The sequence below is a fragment of the Roseovarius pelagicus genome (assembly GCF_025639885.1).
In the GTDB taxonomy this organism is placed as follows: domain Bacteria; phylum Pseudomonadota; class Alphaproteobacteria; order Rhodobacterales; family Rhodobacteraceae; genus Roseovarius; species Roseovarius pelagicus.
On record NZ_CP106738.1, the window covers coordinates 3,041,357 to 3,056,963 of the forward strand.

The following is a 15,607-nucleotide window of genomic DNA, read 5'->3' on the forward strand; positions in this document are numbered from 1 at the left end:
GATTGTCGCGCATGTTGTCCGCGTCGACGATAGCAGTTTGCGCTTCAGTCCTCATCGCGTATCTCCCCTCTGTGTTTCTACCAATGACCGATCCGGCGCGACAATGGGTTCACTGCCTCAATCAGTTCTTGTCGCACGATCGCATAAGATACAAAAACTACGCGATTTTGTTCGAAGCTTTCGCCACAATACCCGAAATCCCAGCAAGTTATTGTATTATAGGGGAAACAAATATCTCTCCTGCCAAAACCGATGCGTAAAGGGTGTTTTCGTCACCATTTCGATTTGGTCAGGATGGGATGTGTTGAAATCCGAAATAGTAATTCCCTATCAGGCGCTTAGGAAACTATCGGGATTTCCGTAGAAATGGTGCTGCTGGAGAGAATCGAACTCTCGACCTCTCCCTTACCAAGGGAGTGCTCTACCTCTGAGCTACAGCAGCACGCTGTGGCGGGTGAATTAGACGCTTCTCGACCTTGGCGCAAGCCTAATCTGGACCCCTCCGGACACCTCATGTAGAGAAGTGCCATGACCCGCAAGGACGCCCCGAAAAAGCCCGGCCAGATAGGCAATGCGCGCGAGGACAGGCTGAGCCGCGCGCTGAAGGCCAATCTGGCACGGCGCAAGGCCCAGAGCCGGGCGCGCAGCGTAGACAGCACCAATGCGGGTGACAAAAAAGAGCAGGACAAAGGGTAGCGCAGATGGATTCGATTTTGGTGACAGGCAATGGCCCTCTGAGCGGGACAATCCCGATCGCGGGGGCCAAGAATGCATGTCTCACGCTGATGCCTGCAACGCTCTTGAGCGATGAGCCGCTGACGCTGACTAACGCGCCACGATTGAGCGACATACGCACCATGACTGCACTGTTGGCGTCGCTCGGGGCCGAAGTGCAGGCGCTGCAGGGCGGTCAGGTTCTGGCGATGTCGAGCCATGATTTGACCAGCCAGCGCGCCGATTATGACATTGTGCGCAAGATGCGGGCGTCGATCCTTGTACTGGGGCCGTTGCTGGCGCGGTTTGGGCAGGCTCAGGTTTCATTGCCCGGTGGCTGCGCCATTGGCGCACGCCCGGTCGATCTGCACCTGAAGGCGCTGGAGGCGATGGGCGCTGAGCTGGAGCTGCGCGACGGTTATGTGCATGCGCGCGCGCCCGGCGGGTTAAGGGGCGGTGTGGTCGATTTCCCGTTCGTGAGCGTGGGGGCGACGGAAAACGCGCTGATGGCGGCAACGCTGGCCAAGGGAACGACGGTTCTGAATCAGGCCGCGCGCGAGCCGGAAATCGTCGATCTGGCGGATTGTCTGCGCAAGATGGGCGCGCAGATCGACGGTGATGGCACCGACACGATCACCATTCAGGGGGTCGAGCGGCTGCATGGTGCGACGCATCCGGTCGTCACGGACCGGATCGAGCTGGGCACATATATGCTGGCCCCGGCGATCTGTGGCGGCGAGGTAGAATGCCTTGGCGGGAGGATTGATCTGGTCGGCGCGTTTTGTGAAAAGCTGGATGCCGCAGGGATCAGCGTCGAGGAAACGCCTACCGGGCTGAAGGTCGCACGCAAGAATGGTCGCATTCGCGCGGTTGATGTGGCGACAGAGCCGTTCCCCGGTTTTCCCACTGATTTGCAGGCGCAGTTTATGGCTTTGATGTGTACCGCCGAAGGGACGTCCGTTCTGGAGGAGAAGATTTTCGAGAACCGGTTCATGCATGCGCCCGAACTGATGCGCATGGGGGCCAAGATCGACGTGCATGGTGGTCATGCCACGGTCACGGGGGTTGAACGGCTGAAGGGCGCGCCAGTCATGGCGACTGATTTGCGGGCCAGTGTTTCGTTGATCCTCGCCGGATTGGCGGCGGAGGGCGAGACGATGGTGAACCGTGTCTATCATCTGGATCGTGGTTATGAGCGGGTCGAAGAGAAGCTGGGCAATGTCGGTGCCAAGATAGAGCGGGTAAAAGGCCAATGACCGAACGCGATGCGACATTCGAGGATGGGCGCGAGGCGCCACTTAATCTGGGCGCTTTTGACCCTGAGGATCTGCAAATACTGTCGAGCCTGACGCAGGATGCCGTCTTTCCCATCACCGAGATGTCGTGGCGTCCGGGTGCGCGGCGCTTTGCACTGTTGGTCAATCGATTCCGCTGGGAGGATGCAGGACGAGAACGCCACGAGGCCGAGCGCGTGCAATCGTTGCTGGTCGTGGACAATGTGCTAGGCGTGGCGAGCCAAGGTATCGACCGGGGTGATGCGGACATGATCCTGTCGCTGCTGTCGGTCACGTTCGAGCCGGGAGAAGAGGGCGCGGGGCATGTCCTGCTGACGCTGGCCGGTGATGGTGCGATCCGATTGGAGATCGAGGCGTTGGAAGTGACGCTGAAAGATGTCACGCGCCCCTACCGCGCGCCATCTAAGAAGGCACCGAGCCACCCCGAGTGACCCTTTCCAAGGACTGAGAATGCCCAAGTTTCTAGATTACAGCGCGCCGGATTTCGAAGCTGCGTTTTCTGCACTCTTATCTGCCAAGCGGGAGGACAGCCCGGATGTCGATGCTGTTGTTGCCGGGATTATAGCGGATGTGCGGGCCCGTGGCGATGCGGCGCTGATCGAGTTGACCGAGAAATTTGACCGCGTGTCGCTGACGCCGGACACGATCCGGCTGAGCGCCGAAGAGGTGGCGCAAGCCGCGGATAAAGTGCCCGCCGAGGTGCGCGAGGCGCTGGAACTGGCTGCTGCCCGTATCCGCGCCTACCACGCACGACAGCTGCCCGAAGATGACAATTGGACCGACGATACCGGTGCGACGCTGGGCTGGCGGTGGACACCGGTCAGCGCAGCGGGGCTATATGTCCCCGGTGGATTGGCGACATATCCCTCGTCGGTATTGATGAATGCAATTCCGGCCAAAGTGGCGGGGGTCGGGCGTCTTGCGATGGTGGTCCCGACACCGGACGGTGCGCTGAACCCGGCCGTTCTGGCGGCGGCTCGGATCGCGGGCGTGGATGAGATTTACCGCATCGGTGGGGCGCAGGCGGTTGCGGCACTGGCCTACGGCACAGCGAGCATCGCGCCGGTGGACAAGATTACCGGGCCGGGCAACGCCTATGTGGCAGCCGCCAAGCGACGGGTCTTTGGCAAGGTCGGTATAGACATGATCGCGGGTCCGTCAGAGATATTGGTGATCGCGGATGCGCAGAATGATCCCGATTGGATCGCGCTGGATATGCTGAGCCAGGCCGAGCATGACGACAGCGCGCAGGCGATCCTGATCACGGATGACGCCGCGTTTGGGCGCGCGGTGGCGCAGGCCATCGAGGCACGGCTGGAGACGCTGGAACGGCGCGCGATCGCAGCGGCCAGCTGGCGCGATTTTGGCGCGGTGATCACGGTGCCAGACCTGGCGATCGCGGCAGCACTGTCGGACCGCATCGCGCCCGAGCATCTGGAGCTTTGCGTCGCGGACCCTGAAGGCCTTAGCGCGCAGATCACCCATGCCGGCGCGATTTTTCTAGGCCAATGGACGCCTGAGGCGATTGGCGATTATGTCGGTGGGCCGAACCATGTCCTGCCCACGGCGCGATCGGCGCGGTTTTCGTCCGGCCTGAGTGTGATGGATTTCCTCAAGCGCACGACGCTGGCGCACATGACACCCGCGGCATTACGCGCGATTGGTCCAGCCGCAGAGGCATTGGCGATTTCAGAGAGCCTAGAGGCGCATGGGCTGAGTGTGCGGGCACGGCTGGATAAGCTGAACGGGTAAAAGGCTGTCTGGCGCCGTTGCGTTCGCGGCACTTGGTTGACTGGCGCGGAATTGTGACAGGCGCAGACGACAAAGGCTTGTGCGCTATCTTGGCCGTTGACTTGGCCCCATAAAGTCCCGACTGATAGCCCGCGTGCGGCGATGGACCGTCGCCGTGATCGAAATATCTGCAAGAAAGGTCCATAAGGCCATGAGCCGTATCAGCCATATCGCGCTCGATGATGCGAACCTGCCCCCGCCAACGCCCGAAATCGAGCAAGAGCGCAAGGTGGCGATGTTTGATCTGATGGAAGAGAACACCTTTGATCTGCCGAAGCGGGATGACCGGCAGGTGCCGGATGGTCCATATCGCGTCGGCCTGTCGATACGTGAGAAGCGTCTGGTGTTTGCCGTGGCGACGGAGAACGATGGCCCGGCGGCTGAGTTCCACCTCTCGCTCAGCCCGTTCCGGCAGGTGGTCAAGGACTATTGGGCGATTTGCGAAAGCTATTTCGACGCAGTAAAGAACATGCCGCCCAGCCAGATCGAGACGATTGATATGGCGCGCCGCGGCATCCACAACGAGGGCGCACGCATTCTGGAAGAACGTCTGGAAGGCAAGGCAATGATTGACAACGACACTGCACGGCGCCTGTTTACCCTGATCTGCGTGCTGCATTTCGGCGTTTGAGGACATGGCGCCAGAGCTTCCTCAATCGGTTCTGTTCTGCTGCGATTACAACGCGGTTCGCTCGCCCATGGCCGAAGGGTTGATGAAGCAGCTTTATGGCACCGATACCTATGTTCAATCAGCAGGGGTGCGCAGCGAGCAGGACATCGACGGGTTCTCTATCGCGGTCTGCGAGGAAATTGGGATCGAGCTGTCGCGCCACCGGGTCCGCAGCTTTGACGAAATGGAGCAATGGGGCGACGACCTCAGTTCTTTTGACGTGGTTGTGGCGCTGAGCCCCGCGAGCCAGCGGCGGGCGCTGGAACTGACACGGGTATTCCATCTGGAAGTGGTTTACTGGCCGATCATGGACCCCACCGGACTTGGCGAGACGCGCGAGGCCAAATTGAGTGCCTACCGTCAGAGCCGGGACCAGATCCGCGCCCATATGATCGAGCGGTGGGGACCGCCGAGAGGAGCAGCGGGATCAGATCCCGGTTTGACCTGAATGAGCGCCTGCGGCGCGCTGGTGAGTTGATTGGTGTCAAGAAAAGATCCTGGCGTTCAAAAATTTTCGTTTTTCGTGCCGGGCGGTTCCGCATGGATATTCATGGCCAAAAGGTACGGCAGATAGAGATTGCCTTCGACTGTTTGTGCCGTTGCTGGTCAGGGCCTTGAAGCCGACGGGGAGAGGCGGCTGGCAAAAGCGTTCAATGACATGTGTGTTTTTGAACACAGCAGTCTCAGAGAGGCTTCCCAGCGTGATTCGTTTTTGCTAACCTGTCCCCAATAAAAAGAATAATGGGCAGGCAAAACAGGCATGAAAACGGGCTTTCGAGGCACGTTTGTCATCTCCTGGTCGCAGACGGAAGTGGACGGTTTTAAAACCGACGCAGTGCAGTCGATCTCGGTTGGGGCCACATGGTCCTGGCGCGGTGATGCTGTACGCGTGGATGGGCCACCCGAATTGCTGCGACTGGAGCAGGCAGACGGTGATAAAATCAGCCGCAAGGGTGCGGCACGTATGGTCAGGCGGCTGGTTGGGGCGGCTCTGAGCAATAGCAGAAACATCGATCAGATCGCAGTGGACGAACCACTGATGGATCGAAGCTTTGTCGTCACGGATGGCGCACAAAGCTATACGGTCACAGTGATCGAGGTGGGCGGTGGTGCGCCACCCTTGCTGATGTTCATCGACGAGTTCCCCCCGAGGGATACCGAGATGTGGGTGGTCCATCATACGCTGGAGGGGCCGCAGGCCGTCTCGACCGGGACGGCGGCGGGCGGTGTGATCTGTTTTACGCCGGGGACGCGGATTGAAACGCCAGAGGGGCCACGACTGGTCGAGGAACTGCGCGAAGGTGACCGGGTCCAGACCAAGGATTGCGGTGCCGAGGAAATTCAGTGGATCGGCAGCCGTCGGATGACCGGCGCGCGGCTCTTTGCGATGCCGGGATTGCGTCCGATCCGCATCCGCAGTGGCGCGTTGGGTGTAGAGCGACCGGACGAAGAGCTGTCGGTATCTCCCGAGCATCGGATGCTGGTACAAGGCGATGTGGCGCGGGCGCTGTTCAACACGTCCGAAGTTCTGGTGTCGGCCAAAGACCTGATCAACAACGGCACGATCAGCGTCGATTTGTCAGTTCGCGAAGTGACCTACATTCATCTCCTGTTGCCGCGGCATCAGATTCTCTGGGCCAATGGGGTGGAAACTGAGAGCTTTCATCCCGCGAGTGCGGCGCTGTCGACGCTTGATCAAGCGGACCGACTGCGCCTCTTGGCACGGTTCCCTGCGTTGGAGTTTGAACCGCACACTTATGGTAACTTTGCGCGCCGCAGCTTGAGCGGCCCAGAAGCGGCCATTCTGGCGCATGAGGCGGCCTGACGTGATTGCGCGATTTTAAATCGGAGTTCTCCGTCGTCTTTCAGCCAGAAGGACCTGTCGCGTCTTCTGGCTGAAAATATCCTCGGCTAAGGCACGAATCTCTTTTACGCACGGGTTGTTCACAGGGCTGTTGACTCTGTAGCGCGGGCGCGTATAAGCGCGGCTTCATTGGTGTTGGTGGCCCCCGCAAGGGGAGGCCTGTCGGGAGCAATCCAAAGGACAACGCCCTTCATCGCCGCAAAGATGCCCCGACGGGTGGACGCGCGGCCCATAACGAAGGAATCCAGCCGTGACCAAACGCACGTCTGCCAAGTACAAGCTCGATCGCCGCATGGGCGAAAACATCTGGGGCCGCCCCAAATCTCCGGTCAATCGCCGCGAATATGGCCCCGGTCAGCACGGCCAGCGTCGCAAAGCCAAGATTTCCGATTTCGGTATCCAATTGCGCGCCAAGCAGAAGCTCAAGGGCTACTACGGCGATCTGACCGAAAAGCAATTCAAGCGCATTTACGCCGAAGCGGCGCGTGTGACCGGTGACACAGGCGAAAACCTGATCGGCCTGCTGGAGCGCCGTCTGGATGCTGTTGTTTACCGCGCCAAGTTCGTTGCGACCATCTTTGCCGCGCGTCAATTCGTGAACCACGGTCATGTCCGCGTCAACGGCACCCGCGTCAACATCCCCTCCTACCGCGTAAAAGAGGGTGATGTGATCGAAGTGCGTGACCGTTCCAAGCAAATGGCGGTTCTGCTGGAGGCCGTGCAATTGGCCGAGCGCGATGTTCCCGATTACATCGATGCGGATCATTCCAAGATGAAAGCCACGTTTGTGCGCACTCCGGGGCTGGGCGATGTGCCGTACCCGGTGATGATGGAACCGAACCTCGTCATCGAATTCTACGCGCAGAACTAAGCCAACCGCTTTTTCTGCCAAGAATGTATTTCAGGGCCGAGGCGGGAAACCGCCCCGGCCCTTTTGCTTGGTTCTGGTCAAGCGTGGGGCCCGAAGTTAAGAACCTCGGGCAGGGAGATTGCCGAATGACGAAGATAACACCGCAGCCGGGTATTCTGGATATCGCGCTCTACGAGGGCGGTGCCGCCCATATCGAGGGCATCCAGAATGTTGTGAAGCTCAGCTCGAACGAGAATCCCTATGGCCCAAGCGACGCCGCCAAGGAGGCGTTTCGCAAGGCGGCCTATGACCTGCACCGTTATCCGTCTTCGGACCACGGCGCGCTGCGTCACGCGATTGGCGAGGTGCATGCGCTGGATAGTGACCGTGTCATCTGTGGCGCGGGTAGTGACGAAATCATTGCCTTTCTCTGTCAGGCCTATGCCGGACCGGGGGATGAGGTGATCCACACCGAACATGGGTTCGCGATGTACCGCATCAGCGCGATGGCCAATGGCGCGACCCCGGTCGAGGTGCCCGAACGCGAGCGTGTTACGGATGTGGACGCGATTTTGGCGGCATGTACGGCGCGGACACGGTTGGTTTTTATCGCGAATCCGAACAATCCTACCGGCACAATGGTTGGTGCATCAGAATTAGCGCGTCTTGCGGACAACCTGCCTGCGCATGTCCTGCTGGTGATCGACGGCGCCTACGCCGAATATGTCGAGGGCTATGATGGTGGGACGGCATTGGTCGATGCGCGCGAGAACGTGTTCATGACGCGCACCTTTTCCAAGCTCTATGGGTTGGGTGGGTTGCGTATCGGCTGGGGCTATGGCCCTCGGCATGTGATCGACGTGCTGAACCGCGTGCGAGGCCCATTCAACCTGAGTCAGGCAGGGTTGGCCGCCGCAAAGGCCGCTGTGCGCGATACGGCTTGGACCGAAAAATGCCGCGCGGATAACACCCGGATGCGAGCCTGGCTGGCCGAGGCGTTAGCCGAACATGGGGTTCCGTCAGATACGTCGACCGCGAATTTCATCCTTGCTCGCTTTGCCAGTCAAGCAGAGGCCGAGGCGTGCGACGAGCATCTGAAGGCGGATGGGCTGATCGTGCGGCGCGTGGCGGGTTACAATCTGCCCAATTGTCTGCGCATCACCGTAGGCGACGAAGCCAGCTGTCGCCGCATTGCCCATGCTGTGGGCCAGTTTATGAAGGTTGCCCGATGAGCGTGTTGTATGATCGCGTGGCCCTGATCGGGCTGGGCCTGATCGCGGGCTCGATGTCGCTGGCGATGAAGCGTGCCGGACTGGCTGGCGAAATCGTTGGCTATGCCCGTTCCGCCGAGACGCGGGAAGTGGCGCGCGAAATCGGATTGTGCGACCGTATCGAGGATACAGCAGCCGATGCGGTCAGGGGGGCGGATCTGGTGGTCTTGTGCGTGCCGGTGGGCGCGATGAACGCAGTTGCGGCAGAGATTGGGCCAGCCTTGAAGTCCGGTGCGACAGTCAGCGATGTAGGGTCTGTGAAGCGCGCGGTGATCGAGGCCGTTGCACCGCATATCCCCGAAGGCGTGCATTTCATTCCAGCGCACCCACTGGCGGGCACCGAACATTCGGGACCGCGCTCGGGGTTTGCCGAACTGTTCGACGAGCGTTGGTGTCTGATCGTTCCGGTCGATGGGGCGGATGAGGACGCAGTCGAACGGGTGGAAACGCTCTGGCGTGAGATGGGCTCAAACACTGATCGGATGGATGCGGATCACCATGATCTGGTTCTGGCGGTCACCAGCCATGCGCCTCACCTGATTGCCTATACAATGGTGGGTGTGGCCGATGATCTGGGCCGTGTCACCGGCAGTGAGGTGATCAAATATTCCGCTGCCGGGTTTCGCGATTTTACCCGGATTGCCGCCAGCGACCCGACCATGTGGCGCGACGTGTTTTTGAACAACAAGGACGCGACGCTGGAGATTCTGGGGCGGTTCACCGAAGAGCTGTTTGCGTTGCAAAGGGCAATTCGCACCGGCGACGGGGAGCATCTGCATGATTATTTCACCCGCACCCGTGCGATCCGGCGTGGCATCATCGAGGCGAGGCAGGACACGGATGCCCCCGATTTCGGACGGGGTAAGCGGGTATGATGCGCGGTTTTGTCACGACGGGCACCATCGCTGGTCTTGTGCTTGTGGCCGGGCTGGCGCTGGCCAAGGCACCTGATACGTCGTTGCGCCCTGTCGCGCGCCCCGGCTCTGGTCAGGTAGAGCGGGCCGAGACGGCACCACCGGTGCCACAATCCACGGCCAGTGCAACACGTCCGGAGACGCGGCCGGAAACGGGCGCACAAACCGTGGCCAAGCGGCCAAAGTCGCGTCCTGCGCAATCTGCGGTTACGCGCCGTGACGAACGTGGGCATCTGGAGGCCCGAAAACCGCAGCGCGACCAAGAGCAGGTGATAGTCGTCGCCCAACCACAGCAGAGCACCGAGCGGCGCGGCCTGTTCCGGTCTTTGCGTCCACTATTGCGCCCGCGCGCGGTGGGCAAGAAGGCGATCGCACGCAAGAACGAGTTGGCGCGCGGGGCGGTCTGCGGCGATGTGGCGATCCAGGGCGTCGAGATCGGATCCGTTCCGGGCAAGCTGAACGGATGTGGTGTGATTAAGGCCGTGAAAGTGCGCGAAGTCAGCGGTGTCGGACTAAGCCAGCAGGCGGTGATGGATTGCGTGACGGCCAAGGCGCTGAAGCATTGGATCAACAACGGCATGAAGCCCGCCGTGGGTAACCATGGTGGTGGAGTGGCCCGCATCCGTGTGGCGGCGCATTACGCCTGTCGGACCCGCAACAACCAACGCGGGGCAAAGATTTCAGAGCATGGGCGCGGTCGGGCGATTGATATTTCGGGCTTTACGCTGCGCGACGGTTCAACCATCACAGTGCTGACGGATTGGAACAAGGGCGGCAAGGGTAAAGCCCTGCGTAATATGCACAAATCTGCTTGTGGCGCTTTCGGTACGGTTCTGGGACCAGAGGCGAACCGCTATCATCTGGATCATTTTCATTTCGATACGGCACGGTATCGCAGTGGATCATATTGCAGATGACCGGCGGGCCGGGCTGAAGCCCGACCTACCATCTGCGGATGGGTTCGCTTTCAGCGCAGGCGTAGCACGGGTGCCTTGGCGATAGGCACCGGACCGAGCCAGACGCGCCCCTTTGCAAATTCCAGCGGGATATCCAGTGTCTTGGGGTTGCCAGCCAACCGAGAGAGCAGGGTCAAGCCATCCTCCAGCGGGTCTGCGACCTGTGCTGGCACCGCGCCGGAACGGCGCGCCAGTTCCAGAATATCGCGCCAGTTCCGGGCCTTTATCGTCACGGCCCCGGTGGGAACCCCTGCCGCATCGACAGCGACTTCTCCCGCCGCCTGCAATGATAATTGCCCCCACGTCGCCTCAGCGAGGCGCAGCCGGATTTGCTGTGGCTGTGGGCGAGCGGCCTCGATGGCGCTGCGATCCCATGGCTTGTCGAAGCGGATCGTGAGATCGGCATGCAGCACGGTCAAGATGTCGGGCAGGGTCCCATTCGGATCCACACGCGCGGCCCACGTGGCCGACGGGACCAGATCATCAGCACGCAGGCCGAGGTGATAATGTGCATCCGCATCGGCCGGCACACGTTCTGCTGCCAGTGTCAGCCCGTCCACCGTGAGCGGCGCATTGTTGCCCTCAGGGACGACGGTCAGGTGTTGCGCGGTCAATGTCGCGCGATCCAGCGTAAGGCCGGTCGACGGCTCCAGCACCAAACTGGCGCGCATGTCGTCACTTGTCAGGCGATACTTTTCCAATGGAGTTGCGATCAGTTGCTCGCTCGGCCAGACCGCGATCACGTGGTTCGGTTTGTAACTGAGTGCGAGCAGTTGGAAAAAGGGCGCTTCCCACGCGAGGCCGGTACCGGGATCGGCCAAGGCCACATCGGTAAAGCTGGCATCGAACCGGTTGGGAAAGCCCCGCAGGTCGAGGTCGGCATATTCTGCGACCCAGCCTTCGGCGCGGCGGGCGTCGAACCAAGCATCGAATCCGGATTTGGCAGTCCCCGCCCCGATGAACCAGTAGCCGCCCCAGCCGAGGCTGGCGAGAATGATGATTCCTAGCAATGCCCGCATGGATTGCCCCCTTTTATGGCGTGCTGCGATGGTGTTTATAGGGCGAAATGCGCGAGGGAACAGCGAAATGACAATGTGGGTGTTCGGCTATGGATCACTGGTGTGGAATCCGGGCTTTGAAACCGAAGAACAGGTGATCGCAACGCTGCCGGGATACACGCGCAGTTTTTGCATGCGCAGTATCCATCATCGGGGCACGGACGCCAATCCCGGTCTGGTTCTGGCGCTGGACGAGGGCCCCGAGGCAGCCTGTCAGGGGGTTGCTCTGTCTGTTCCGGGCGATCAGCAGGATGCCGTTCTGGCCTATTTGCGCGAACGCGAGTTGGTGTCGTCGGCCTATCTGGAGCGGATGCTGGATGTGCAACTGGCGGATGGGCGGCAGGTGACGGCTGTCGCCTATGTCGTGGATCGGGATCACGTACAGTATTGCGGTGGTTTGCCACTGGAGGAGCAGGCACAAATCATCGCCCGAGCGGTCGGCGGGCGCGGGCCAAATACCGAATACCTCTATAACACGGCCAGTCATCTGACCGCTCTGGGGATCGACGATGCCGATCTGTGCTGGCTCTCGGCGCGGGTCCGCGATATTGCGGCATAACCCCTTGGCTTAAAGGGGCTGAGCGCGTAGTCTGGCCCCGAGAAGAGCGCGCAGCAAGGCGCCAGTAGCAGTAACGTGTCGGGAGCGTCCAGATGGACCAGCCGGACCGCAAGGTCGAGCAGCAGTTTTCACATCCCGTTCGCCAGATCGTTCTGATGCTGGGAGTGCTGGTGTTGACAGGGTTTGGCTCTTTCGTGGCACTGCCACGGGTGCTGCCAGTTTTCGAGGCGAACCCCTATCTGAACGGGTTCATCATCTTTGTCTTTCTGATTGGTGTCGTGTCCTGTTTCTGGCAGGTTTTTCAGTTGATCGTCTCGGTCCGCTGGCTCGAAGGGTTCGCCGCCGAGAACGCCGGACACGAGATGACCAAGGCGCCGCAGCTGTTGGCGCCACTCGCCACGCTGTTGCGGCAACGTGGCAAGCGGATGCAGATCGCGCAAAGCTCTGCGCAGTCGATCTTGGATTCGGTGGTCCAACGGATCGACGAAGTGCGAGAGATCACGCGGTATATCGTCAACCTTCTGATTTTTCTGGGACTTTTAGGAACGTTCTATGGGTTGGCCACGACGGTGCCCGCCCTCGTGGACACCATTCGCAGCCTAGCCCCGCAAGAAGGTGAAGCCGGTGTTATGGTCTTTAAGCGGCTGATGACTGGGCTTGAATCACAGTTGGGTGGCATGGGCGTCGCATTTGCGTCGTCTCTGCTGGGACTTGCTGGATCGCTGGTTGTCGGGTTAATGGAGCTTTTTGCCAGTCAGGCGCAGAACCGGTTCTACCGCGAGTTGGAAGAGTGGGTGTCCACTATTACCCGCGTTGGGTTTGCTGGGGCCGAGGGCGAAGGCTCGGCCGAGCAGAACCTGCTGGGCGGTGTGATCGACCACATGAGCGAGCAAATGGAATCACTGCAGATGATGCTGACGCAGTCGGATATCTCACGCTCTGCCGTGGATGAAAAGCTGGGTACATTGGCCGATGCGGTGGCGCGGCTCACCCACCGCATGGAAAGCGTCGGACAGACCAACGAAATTCTGATGCGGGTCGCCGAAGGGCAGGAACGTCTGATCGAACGGTTGGCCGTGCGACCCGAAAGCGGCCATGAGGGACTGGATGCCGAAAGTCGAATGCGCCTGCGGTCGATCGACGTGCAAATGTTGCGTATCCTCGAAGAGATCAGTGCAGGACGGCAGGAGACAATGACCGAGCTGCGCACTGATCTGGCCACATTGGTGCGGGCGCTTGGTCACAATCGCCCTGATGCAGCAGCACCCGCGCGACGCAGACGTGGCCCAATGCCGGAGCAGGAGGGCTAATCATGGCCCTATCGCGGCGCACCGGGCAGCGGTTTCAGGCCTCGATCTGGCCGGGCTTTGTCGATGCAATGACTGGCCTGCTGTTGGTGCTGATGTTCGTCCTGACCATTTTCATGGTGGTTCAGTTCGTCCTGCGCGAAACGATTACCGGACAAGAGACCAAACTGGATGCGTTGTCGGCGGAAGTGGCGGCTTTGGCGCGCGCGTTGGGGTTGGAACAGGACAAGAATGCGTCCCTGACTGAACGTGTTGGCGCGCTGACCACTACGCTGAGCGATGCGCGCAAACGGCAAGAAGAACAAACCGCGCTGATTGCGTCGCTGCGTGCGGAGCGTGACAGTCAGGCCGCAGCGTTAGGTGCGGCAGAGGCGCGCATCGCCAGCTTTGAAGAACAGGTTGCAGGGCTGTTGGCCGAAAGACGCGTCGATCGCGAGCAGATCGCAACGCTGGAAAGCGAACGCACAGAACTGTTGACAGAACAGCAAGCGATGCAGCTGGCGCTGGCCGGGCTGCGCGATGAGATCGACACACAGGCTGAGGCAGCGCGTCTGGCCGCAGCGCAGGCCGATGCGCTGGAGGCGATGATTGCTGAACTGAGGCGCGAGAATGCACAGGCGGCGGATGCGCAAACCGCGCTGAACACCCAAGTTGAAGATTTGCAGGCCGATCTGAGTGCCGAAGAGGCCGCGCGTTTGGCGCAGGCTGCGGCGGCACAGGCATTGCGGGAAAAACTGGAAGGCGCGCAAGCCGAACTGACGGCGATGACATTGGCGTTGGAAGAGCAACGCCGAGAGGCCGAAGAAACACTTACATTGCTGGCGGCGGCCCAAGACGCGGGTGAGGATCTGAATGATCAACTGGCCGCTGCGTTGCTGACTGGACAAGATAACAAGTCGCGCATTGACGAATTGCAGGCGGCGCTGGATGCGGCGCAGCGCAAGTTGGCAGAGCTGGAAGCTGCTCGCACGGATACAGTGGCAACACTGGCTGCCGAAAAAGCCGATCTGCAAGCTGCACTTCAGTCAGCTAAAGAGGAAATTTCCGAGCGTGAGGCCTCTATCGAAGCGTTGCGCACGCGCCTTGCAGAGGTTGAATCTGCCTTGGCGAATGCCGAAGCGCAGGCAGAAGCGAACAGTGCCGCAATGAGCGCAGAGCGACAGGATTTGCAAACACAGCTTGAGACAGCATTGGCTGACGCGCAGTCGCAAAGTGAGGAAGTGAACCAGTTGCGCCTGAGGCTGAGCGAGATCGAGGCGAGCATGGCCGACCTAGAGGGGGCCGCACGTCAGCAAGAGGCCGAACTGGCCGCGATGGTTGCCAACCTCGAAGAGCGTCTGGCGGCGGCGCTTAAGGAAATAGAGGGCCGGGATGCGGAACTGGACGCACTACGCCTATCGCTGGCAACGACCAAGGAAGAACTGACATCGGTCAAGACCCGGCTTGCCACACTGATGGCCACCACATCCGAACAGACGCTGACCGCCGAAGAAGTGCGCGAGAAGCTGGCCGCTGCCCTCGCCGCCAAGGTGGCAGCCGAGGCCGATGCCGCCAATCAACTGAGTGCTGCCGAAGAGCGTGCGGCATTGCTGGCGGAAGCACGCGCAGAACTGGCCCAGCAAGAAACCGTGACCGAGGCGGCGCAACGCGAGCAGGCGTTGCTGAACCAGCAGGTCGCGGCACTGCGGTCACAGCTATCAGAACTTCAGGCATTGCTGGACGATGCACAGGTGCGCGATGCGGCCAATGATGTGCAATTGCAGATGCTGGGGCGTGATCTGAATGCGGCGCTGGCACGGGTCGCTGCCGAGGAACGCCGACGCCGGGAAGCGGAAGAAGAGAAGAACGCGCTGCTGGAGGCCGAAAAGGAACGCTTGGCCGCCGAGCGCGAGGATCTGGAAAAATATCGGTCCGAATTCTTTGGCAGGTTGCGGGATGTTCTGGGCGCGCAGGATGGTGTGCGGATCGAAGGTGATCGCTTTGTGTTTTCGTCCGAGGTATTGTTCCCGCCGGGGCAGGCGACCCTGTCGGAATCCGGGCGTGGAGAAATCGCGAAGGTGGCTGAAATCCTGCGCAATGTGGCCGATGATATTCCCGAAAATATTGATTGGGTGATCCGTGTTGACGGGCACACCGACGACGTTCCCATTCGAAATTCTGCTGAATTCGCCGATAACTGGGAGCTTAGCCAAGCCCGTGCCCTATCGGTGGTTCGGTACATGATCGACTTCCTCGGGTTGCCGCCAGATCGTCTGTCGGCCAACGGATTCGGTCAGTATCAGCCGGTGAACACAGCCGATACCAAAGAGGCGCGGGCGCAGAACCGGCGGATCGAGCTGAAGTTTACGGAAAAGTAGA

General features: G+C 60.6%; 15 protein-coding genes and 1 tRNA gene. 14 read left to right on the plus strand and 2 right to left on the minus strand.

Annotated features, from left to right (window positions below):
- Positions 1 to 367: 367 nt before the first annotated feature.
- A tRNA-Thr gene (locus N7U68_RS16050) sits at positions 368 to 442 on the minus strand.
- Between the two features lie 86 nt (positions 443 to 528).
- Between N7U68_RS16050 and N7U68_RS16055 the strand changes: the two genes are divergently transcribed.
- The 11 genes from N7U68_RS16055 to N7U68_RS16105 all read left to right on the plus strand — a co-directional run bounded on the left by N7U68_RS16055 (position 529) and on the right by N7U68_RS16105 (position 10,286).
- The gene (locus tag N7U68_RS16055; RefSeq protein ID WP_263047464.1) at positions 529 to 696 is read left to right on the plus strand and encodes a hypothetical protein; all 168 of its coding nucleotides are present in this window, start codon (positions 529 to 531) and stop codon (positions 694 to 696) included.
- 5 nt (positions 697 to 701) lie between these two features.
- Positions 702 to 1,970 carry a UDP-N-acetylglucosamine 1-carboxyvinyltransferase gene (gene murA / locus N7U68_RS16060; protein ID WP_165193943.1) on the plus strand — a complete coding sequence of 423 codons (1,269 nt, stop codon included), beginning with the start codon at positions 702 to 704 and terminating at the stop codon, positions 1,968 to 1,970.
- Entirely contained in the window at positions 1,967 to 2,440 is a 474-nt protein-coding gene (locus tag N7U68_RS16065) for a DUF2948 family protein (protein WP_263047465.1), read from the plus strand. Before murA ends, N7U68_RS16065 begins: the two co-directional genes overlap by 4 nt.
- 19 nt (positions 2,441 to 2,459) lie before the next feature.
- Positions 2,460 to 3,761, plus strand: a complete 1,302-nt coding sequence (hisD, locus tag N7U68_RS16070; protein WP_263047466.1) for a histidinol dehydrogenase — start codon at positions 2,460 to 2,462, stop codon at positions 3,759 to 3,761.
- Between the two features lie 190 nt (positions 3,762 to 3,951).
- A complete protein-coding gene (locus N7U68_RS16075) occupies positions 3,952 to 4,431 on the plus strand; it encodes a UPF0262 family protein (RefSeq protein ID WP_165193937.1) in 480 nt (159 codons plus the stop codon).
- A 4-nt stretch (positions 4,432 to 4,435) separates the two neighbouring features.
- Positions 4,436 to 4,918 carry an arsenate-mycothiol transferase ArsC gene (locus N7U68_RS16080; protein ID WP_263047467.1) on the plus strand — a complete coding sequence of 161 codons (483 nt, stop codon included), beginning with the start codon at positions 4,436 to 4,438 and terminating at the stop codon, positions 4,916 to 4,918.
- Between the two features lie 312 nt (positions 4,919 to 5,230).
- Positions 5,231 to 6,295 carry a Hint domain-containing protein gene (locus N7U68_RS16085; RefSeq protein WP_263047468.1) on the plus strand — a complete coding sequence of 355 codons (1,065 nt, stop codon included), beginning with the start codon at positions 5,231 to 5,233 and terminating at the stop codon, positions 6,293 to 6,295.
- Positions 6,296 to 6,584: 289 nt separating this feature from the next.
- Entirely contained in the window at positions 6,585 to 7,205 is a 621-nt protein-coding gene (gene rpsD, locus N7U68_RS16090) for a 30S ribosomal protein S4 (RefSeq protein ID WP_165193931.1), read from the plus strand.
- Positions 7,206 to 7,330: 125 nt separating this feature from the next.
- The gene (gene hisC, locus N7U68_RS16095) at positions 7,331 to 8,416 is read left to right on the plus strand and encodes a histidinol-phosphate transaminase (protein WP_263047469.1); all 1,086 of its coding nucleotides are present in this window, start codon (positions 7,331 to 7,333) and stop codon (positions 8,414 to 8,416) included.
- Positions 8,413 to 9,330: a prephenate/arogenate dehydrogenase family protein gene (locus tag N7U68_RS16100; protein ID WP_263047470.1), complete on the plus strand. Its 918-nt coding sequence runs from the start codon at positions 8,413 to 8,415 to the stop codon at positions 9,328 to 9,330. The genes hisC and N7U68_RS16100 overlap by 4 nt, the downstream gene beginning before the upstream one ends.
- The gene (locus tag N7U68_RS16105; RefSeq protein ID WP_263049176.1) at positions 9,330 to 10,286 is read left to right on the plus strand and encodes an extensin-like domain-containing protein; all 957 of its coding nucleotides are present in this window, start codon (positions 9,330 to 9,332) and stop codon (positions 10,284 to 10,286) included. The genes N7U68_RS16100 and N7U68_RS16105 overlap by 1 nt, the downstream gene beginning before the upstream one ends.
- A 50-nt stretch (positions 10,287 to 10,336) precedes the next feature.
- Here N7U68_RS16105 and N7U68_RS16110 read toward each other — a convergent pair whose 3' ends face one another.
- Positions 10,337 to 11,344: a DUF2125 domain-containing protein gene (locus tag N7U68_RS16110; RefSeq protein WP_263047471.1), complete on the minus strand. Its 1,008-nt coding sequence runs from the start codon at positions 11,342 to 11,344 to the stop codon at positions 10,337 to 10,339.
- A 67-nt stretch (positions 11,345 to 11,411) separates the two neighbouring features.
- On the opposite strand from N7U68_RS16110, the gene N7U68_RS16115 reads away from it, so the two are divergent.
- The 3 genes from N7U68_RS16115 (at position 11,412) to N7U68_RS16125 (ending at position 15,606) form a co-directional block, all read left to right on the plus strand.
- Positions 11,412 to 11,942 (plus strand): gamma-glutamylcyclotransferase, encoded by a 531-nt coding sequence (locus N7U68_RS16115; protein WP_165193923.1) that lies wholly within the window; start codon positions 11,412 to 11,414, stop codon positions 11,940 to 11,942.
- 92 nt (positions 11,943 to 12,034) lie between these two features.
- Complete coding sequence (locus N7U68_RS16120) at positions 12,035 to 13,252, plus strand: biopolymer transporter ExbB (protein ID WP_263047472.1); 1,218 nt, start codon at positions 12,035 to 12,037, stop codon at positions 13,250 to 13,252.
- Positions 13,253 to 13,254: 2 nt separating this feature from the next.
- Positions 13,255 to 15,606, plus strand: a complete 2,352-nt coding sequence (locus N7U68_RS16125) for a peptidoglycan -binding protein (RefSeq protein ID WP_263047473.1) — start codon at positions 13,255 to 13,257, stop codon at positions 15,604 to 15,606.
- Position 15,607: the final 1 nt, after the last annotated feature.

Excerpts from the sequence above, each read along its gene's own strand:
- N7U68_RS16055 (WP_263047464.1), top strand. The coding sequence starts at position 529 with ATGACCCGCAAGGACGCCCCGAAAAAGCCCGGCCAGATAGGCAATGCG.
- murA (WP_165193943.1), top strand. The coding sequence starts at position 702 with ATGGATTCGATTTTGGTGACAGGCAATGGCCCTCTGAGCGGGACAATC.
- N7U68_RS16065 (WP_263047465.1), top strand. The coding sequence starts at position 1,967 with ATGACCGAACGCGATGCGACATTCGAGGATGGGCGCGAGGCGCCACTT.
- hisD (WP_263047466.1), top strand. The coding sequence starts at position 2,460 with ATGCCCAAGTTTCTAGATTACAGCGCGCCGGATTTCGAAGCTGCGTTT.
- N7U68_RS16075 (WP_165193937.1), top strand. The coding sequence starts at position 3,952 with ATGAGCCGTATCAGCCATATCGCGCTCGATGATGCGAACCTGCCCCCG.
- N7U68_RS16080 (WP_263047467.1), top strand. The coding sequence starts at position 4,436 with ATGGCGCCAGAGCTTCCTCAATCGGTTCTGTTCTGCTGCGATTACAAC.
- N7U68_RS16085 (WP_263047468.1), top strand. The coding sequence starts at position 5,231 with ATGAAAACGGGCTTTCGAGGCACGTTTGTCATCTCCTGGTCGCAGACG.
- hisC (WP_263047469.1), top strand. The coding sequence starts at position 7,331 with ATGACGAAGATAACACCGCAGCCGGGTATTCTGGATATCGCGCTCTAC.
- N7U68_RS16100 (WP_263047470.1), top strand. The coding sequence starts at position 8,413 with ATGAGCGTGTTGTATGATCGCGTGGCCCTGATCGGGCTGGGCCTGATC.
- N7U68_RS16105 (WP_263049176.1), top strand. The coding sequence starts at position 9,330 with ATGCGCGGTTTTGTCACGACGGGCACCATCGCTGGTCTTGTGCTTGTG.
- N7U68_RS16110 (WP_263047471.1), bottom strand. The coding sequence starts at position 11,344 with ATGCGGGCATTGCTAGGAATCATCATTCTCGCCAGCCTCGGCTGGGGC.
- N7U68_RS16115 (WP_165193923.1), top strand. The coding sequence starts at position 11,412 with ATGACAATGTGGGTGTTCGGCTATGGATCACTGGTGTGGAATCCGGGC.
- N7U68_RS16120 (WP_263047472.1), top strand. The coding sequence starts at position 12,035 with ATGGACCAGCCGGACCGCAAGGTCGAGCAGCAGTTTTCACATCCCGTT.
- N7U68_RS16125 (WP_263047473.1), top strand. The coding sequence starts at position 13,255 with ATGGCCCTATCGCGGCGCACCGGGCAGCGGTTTCAGGCCTCGATCTGG.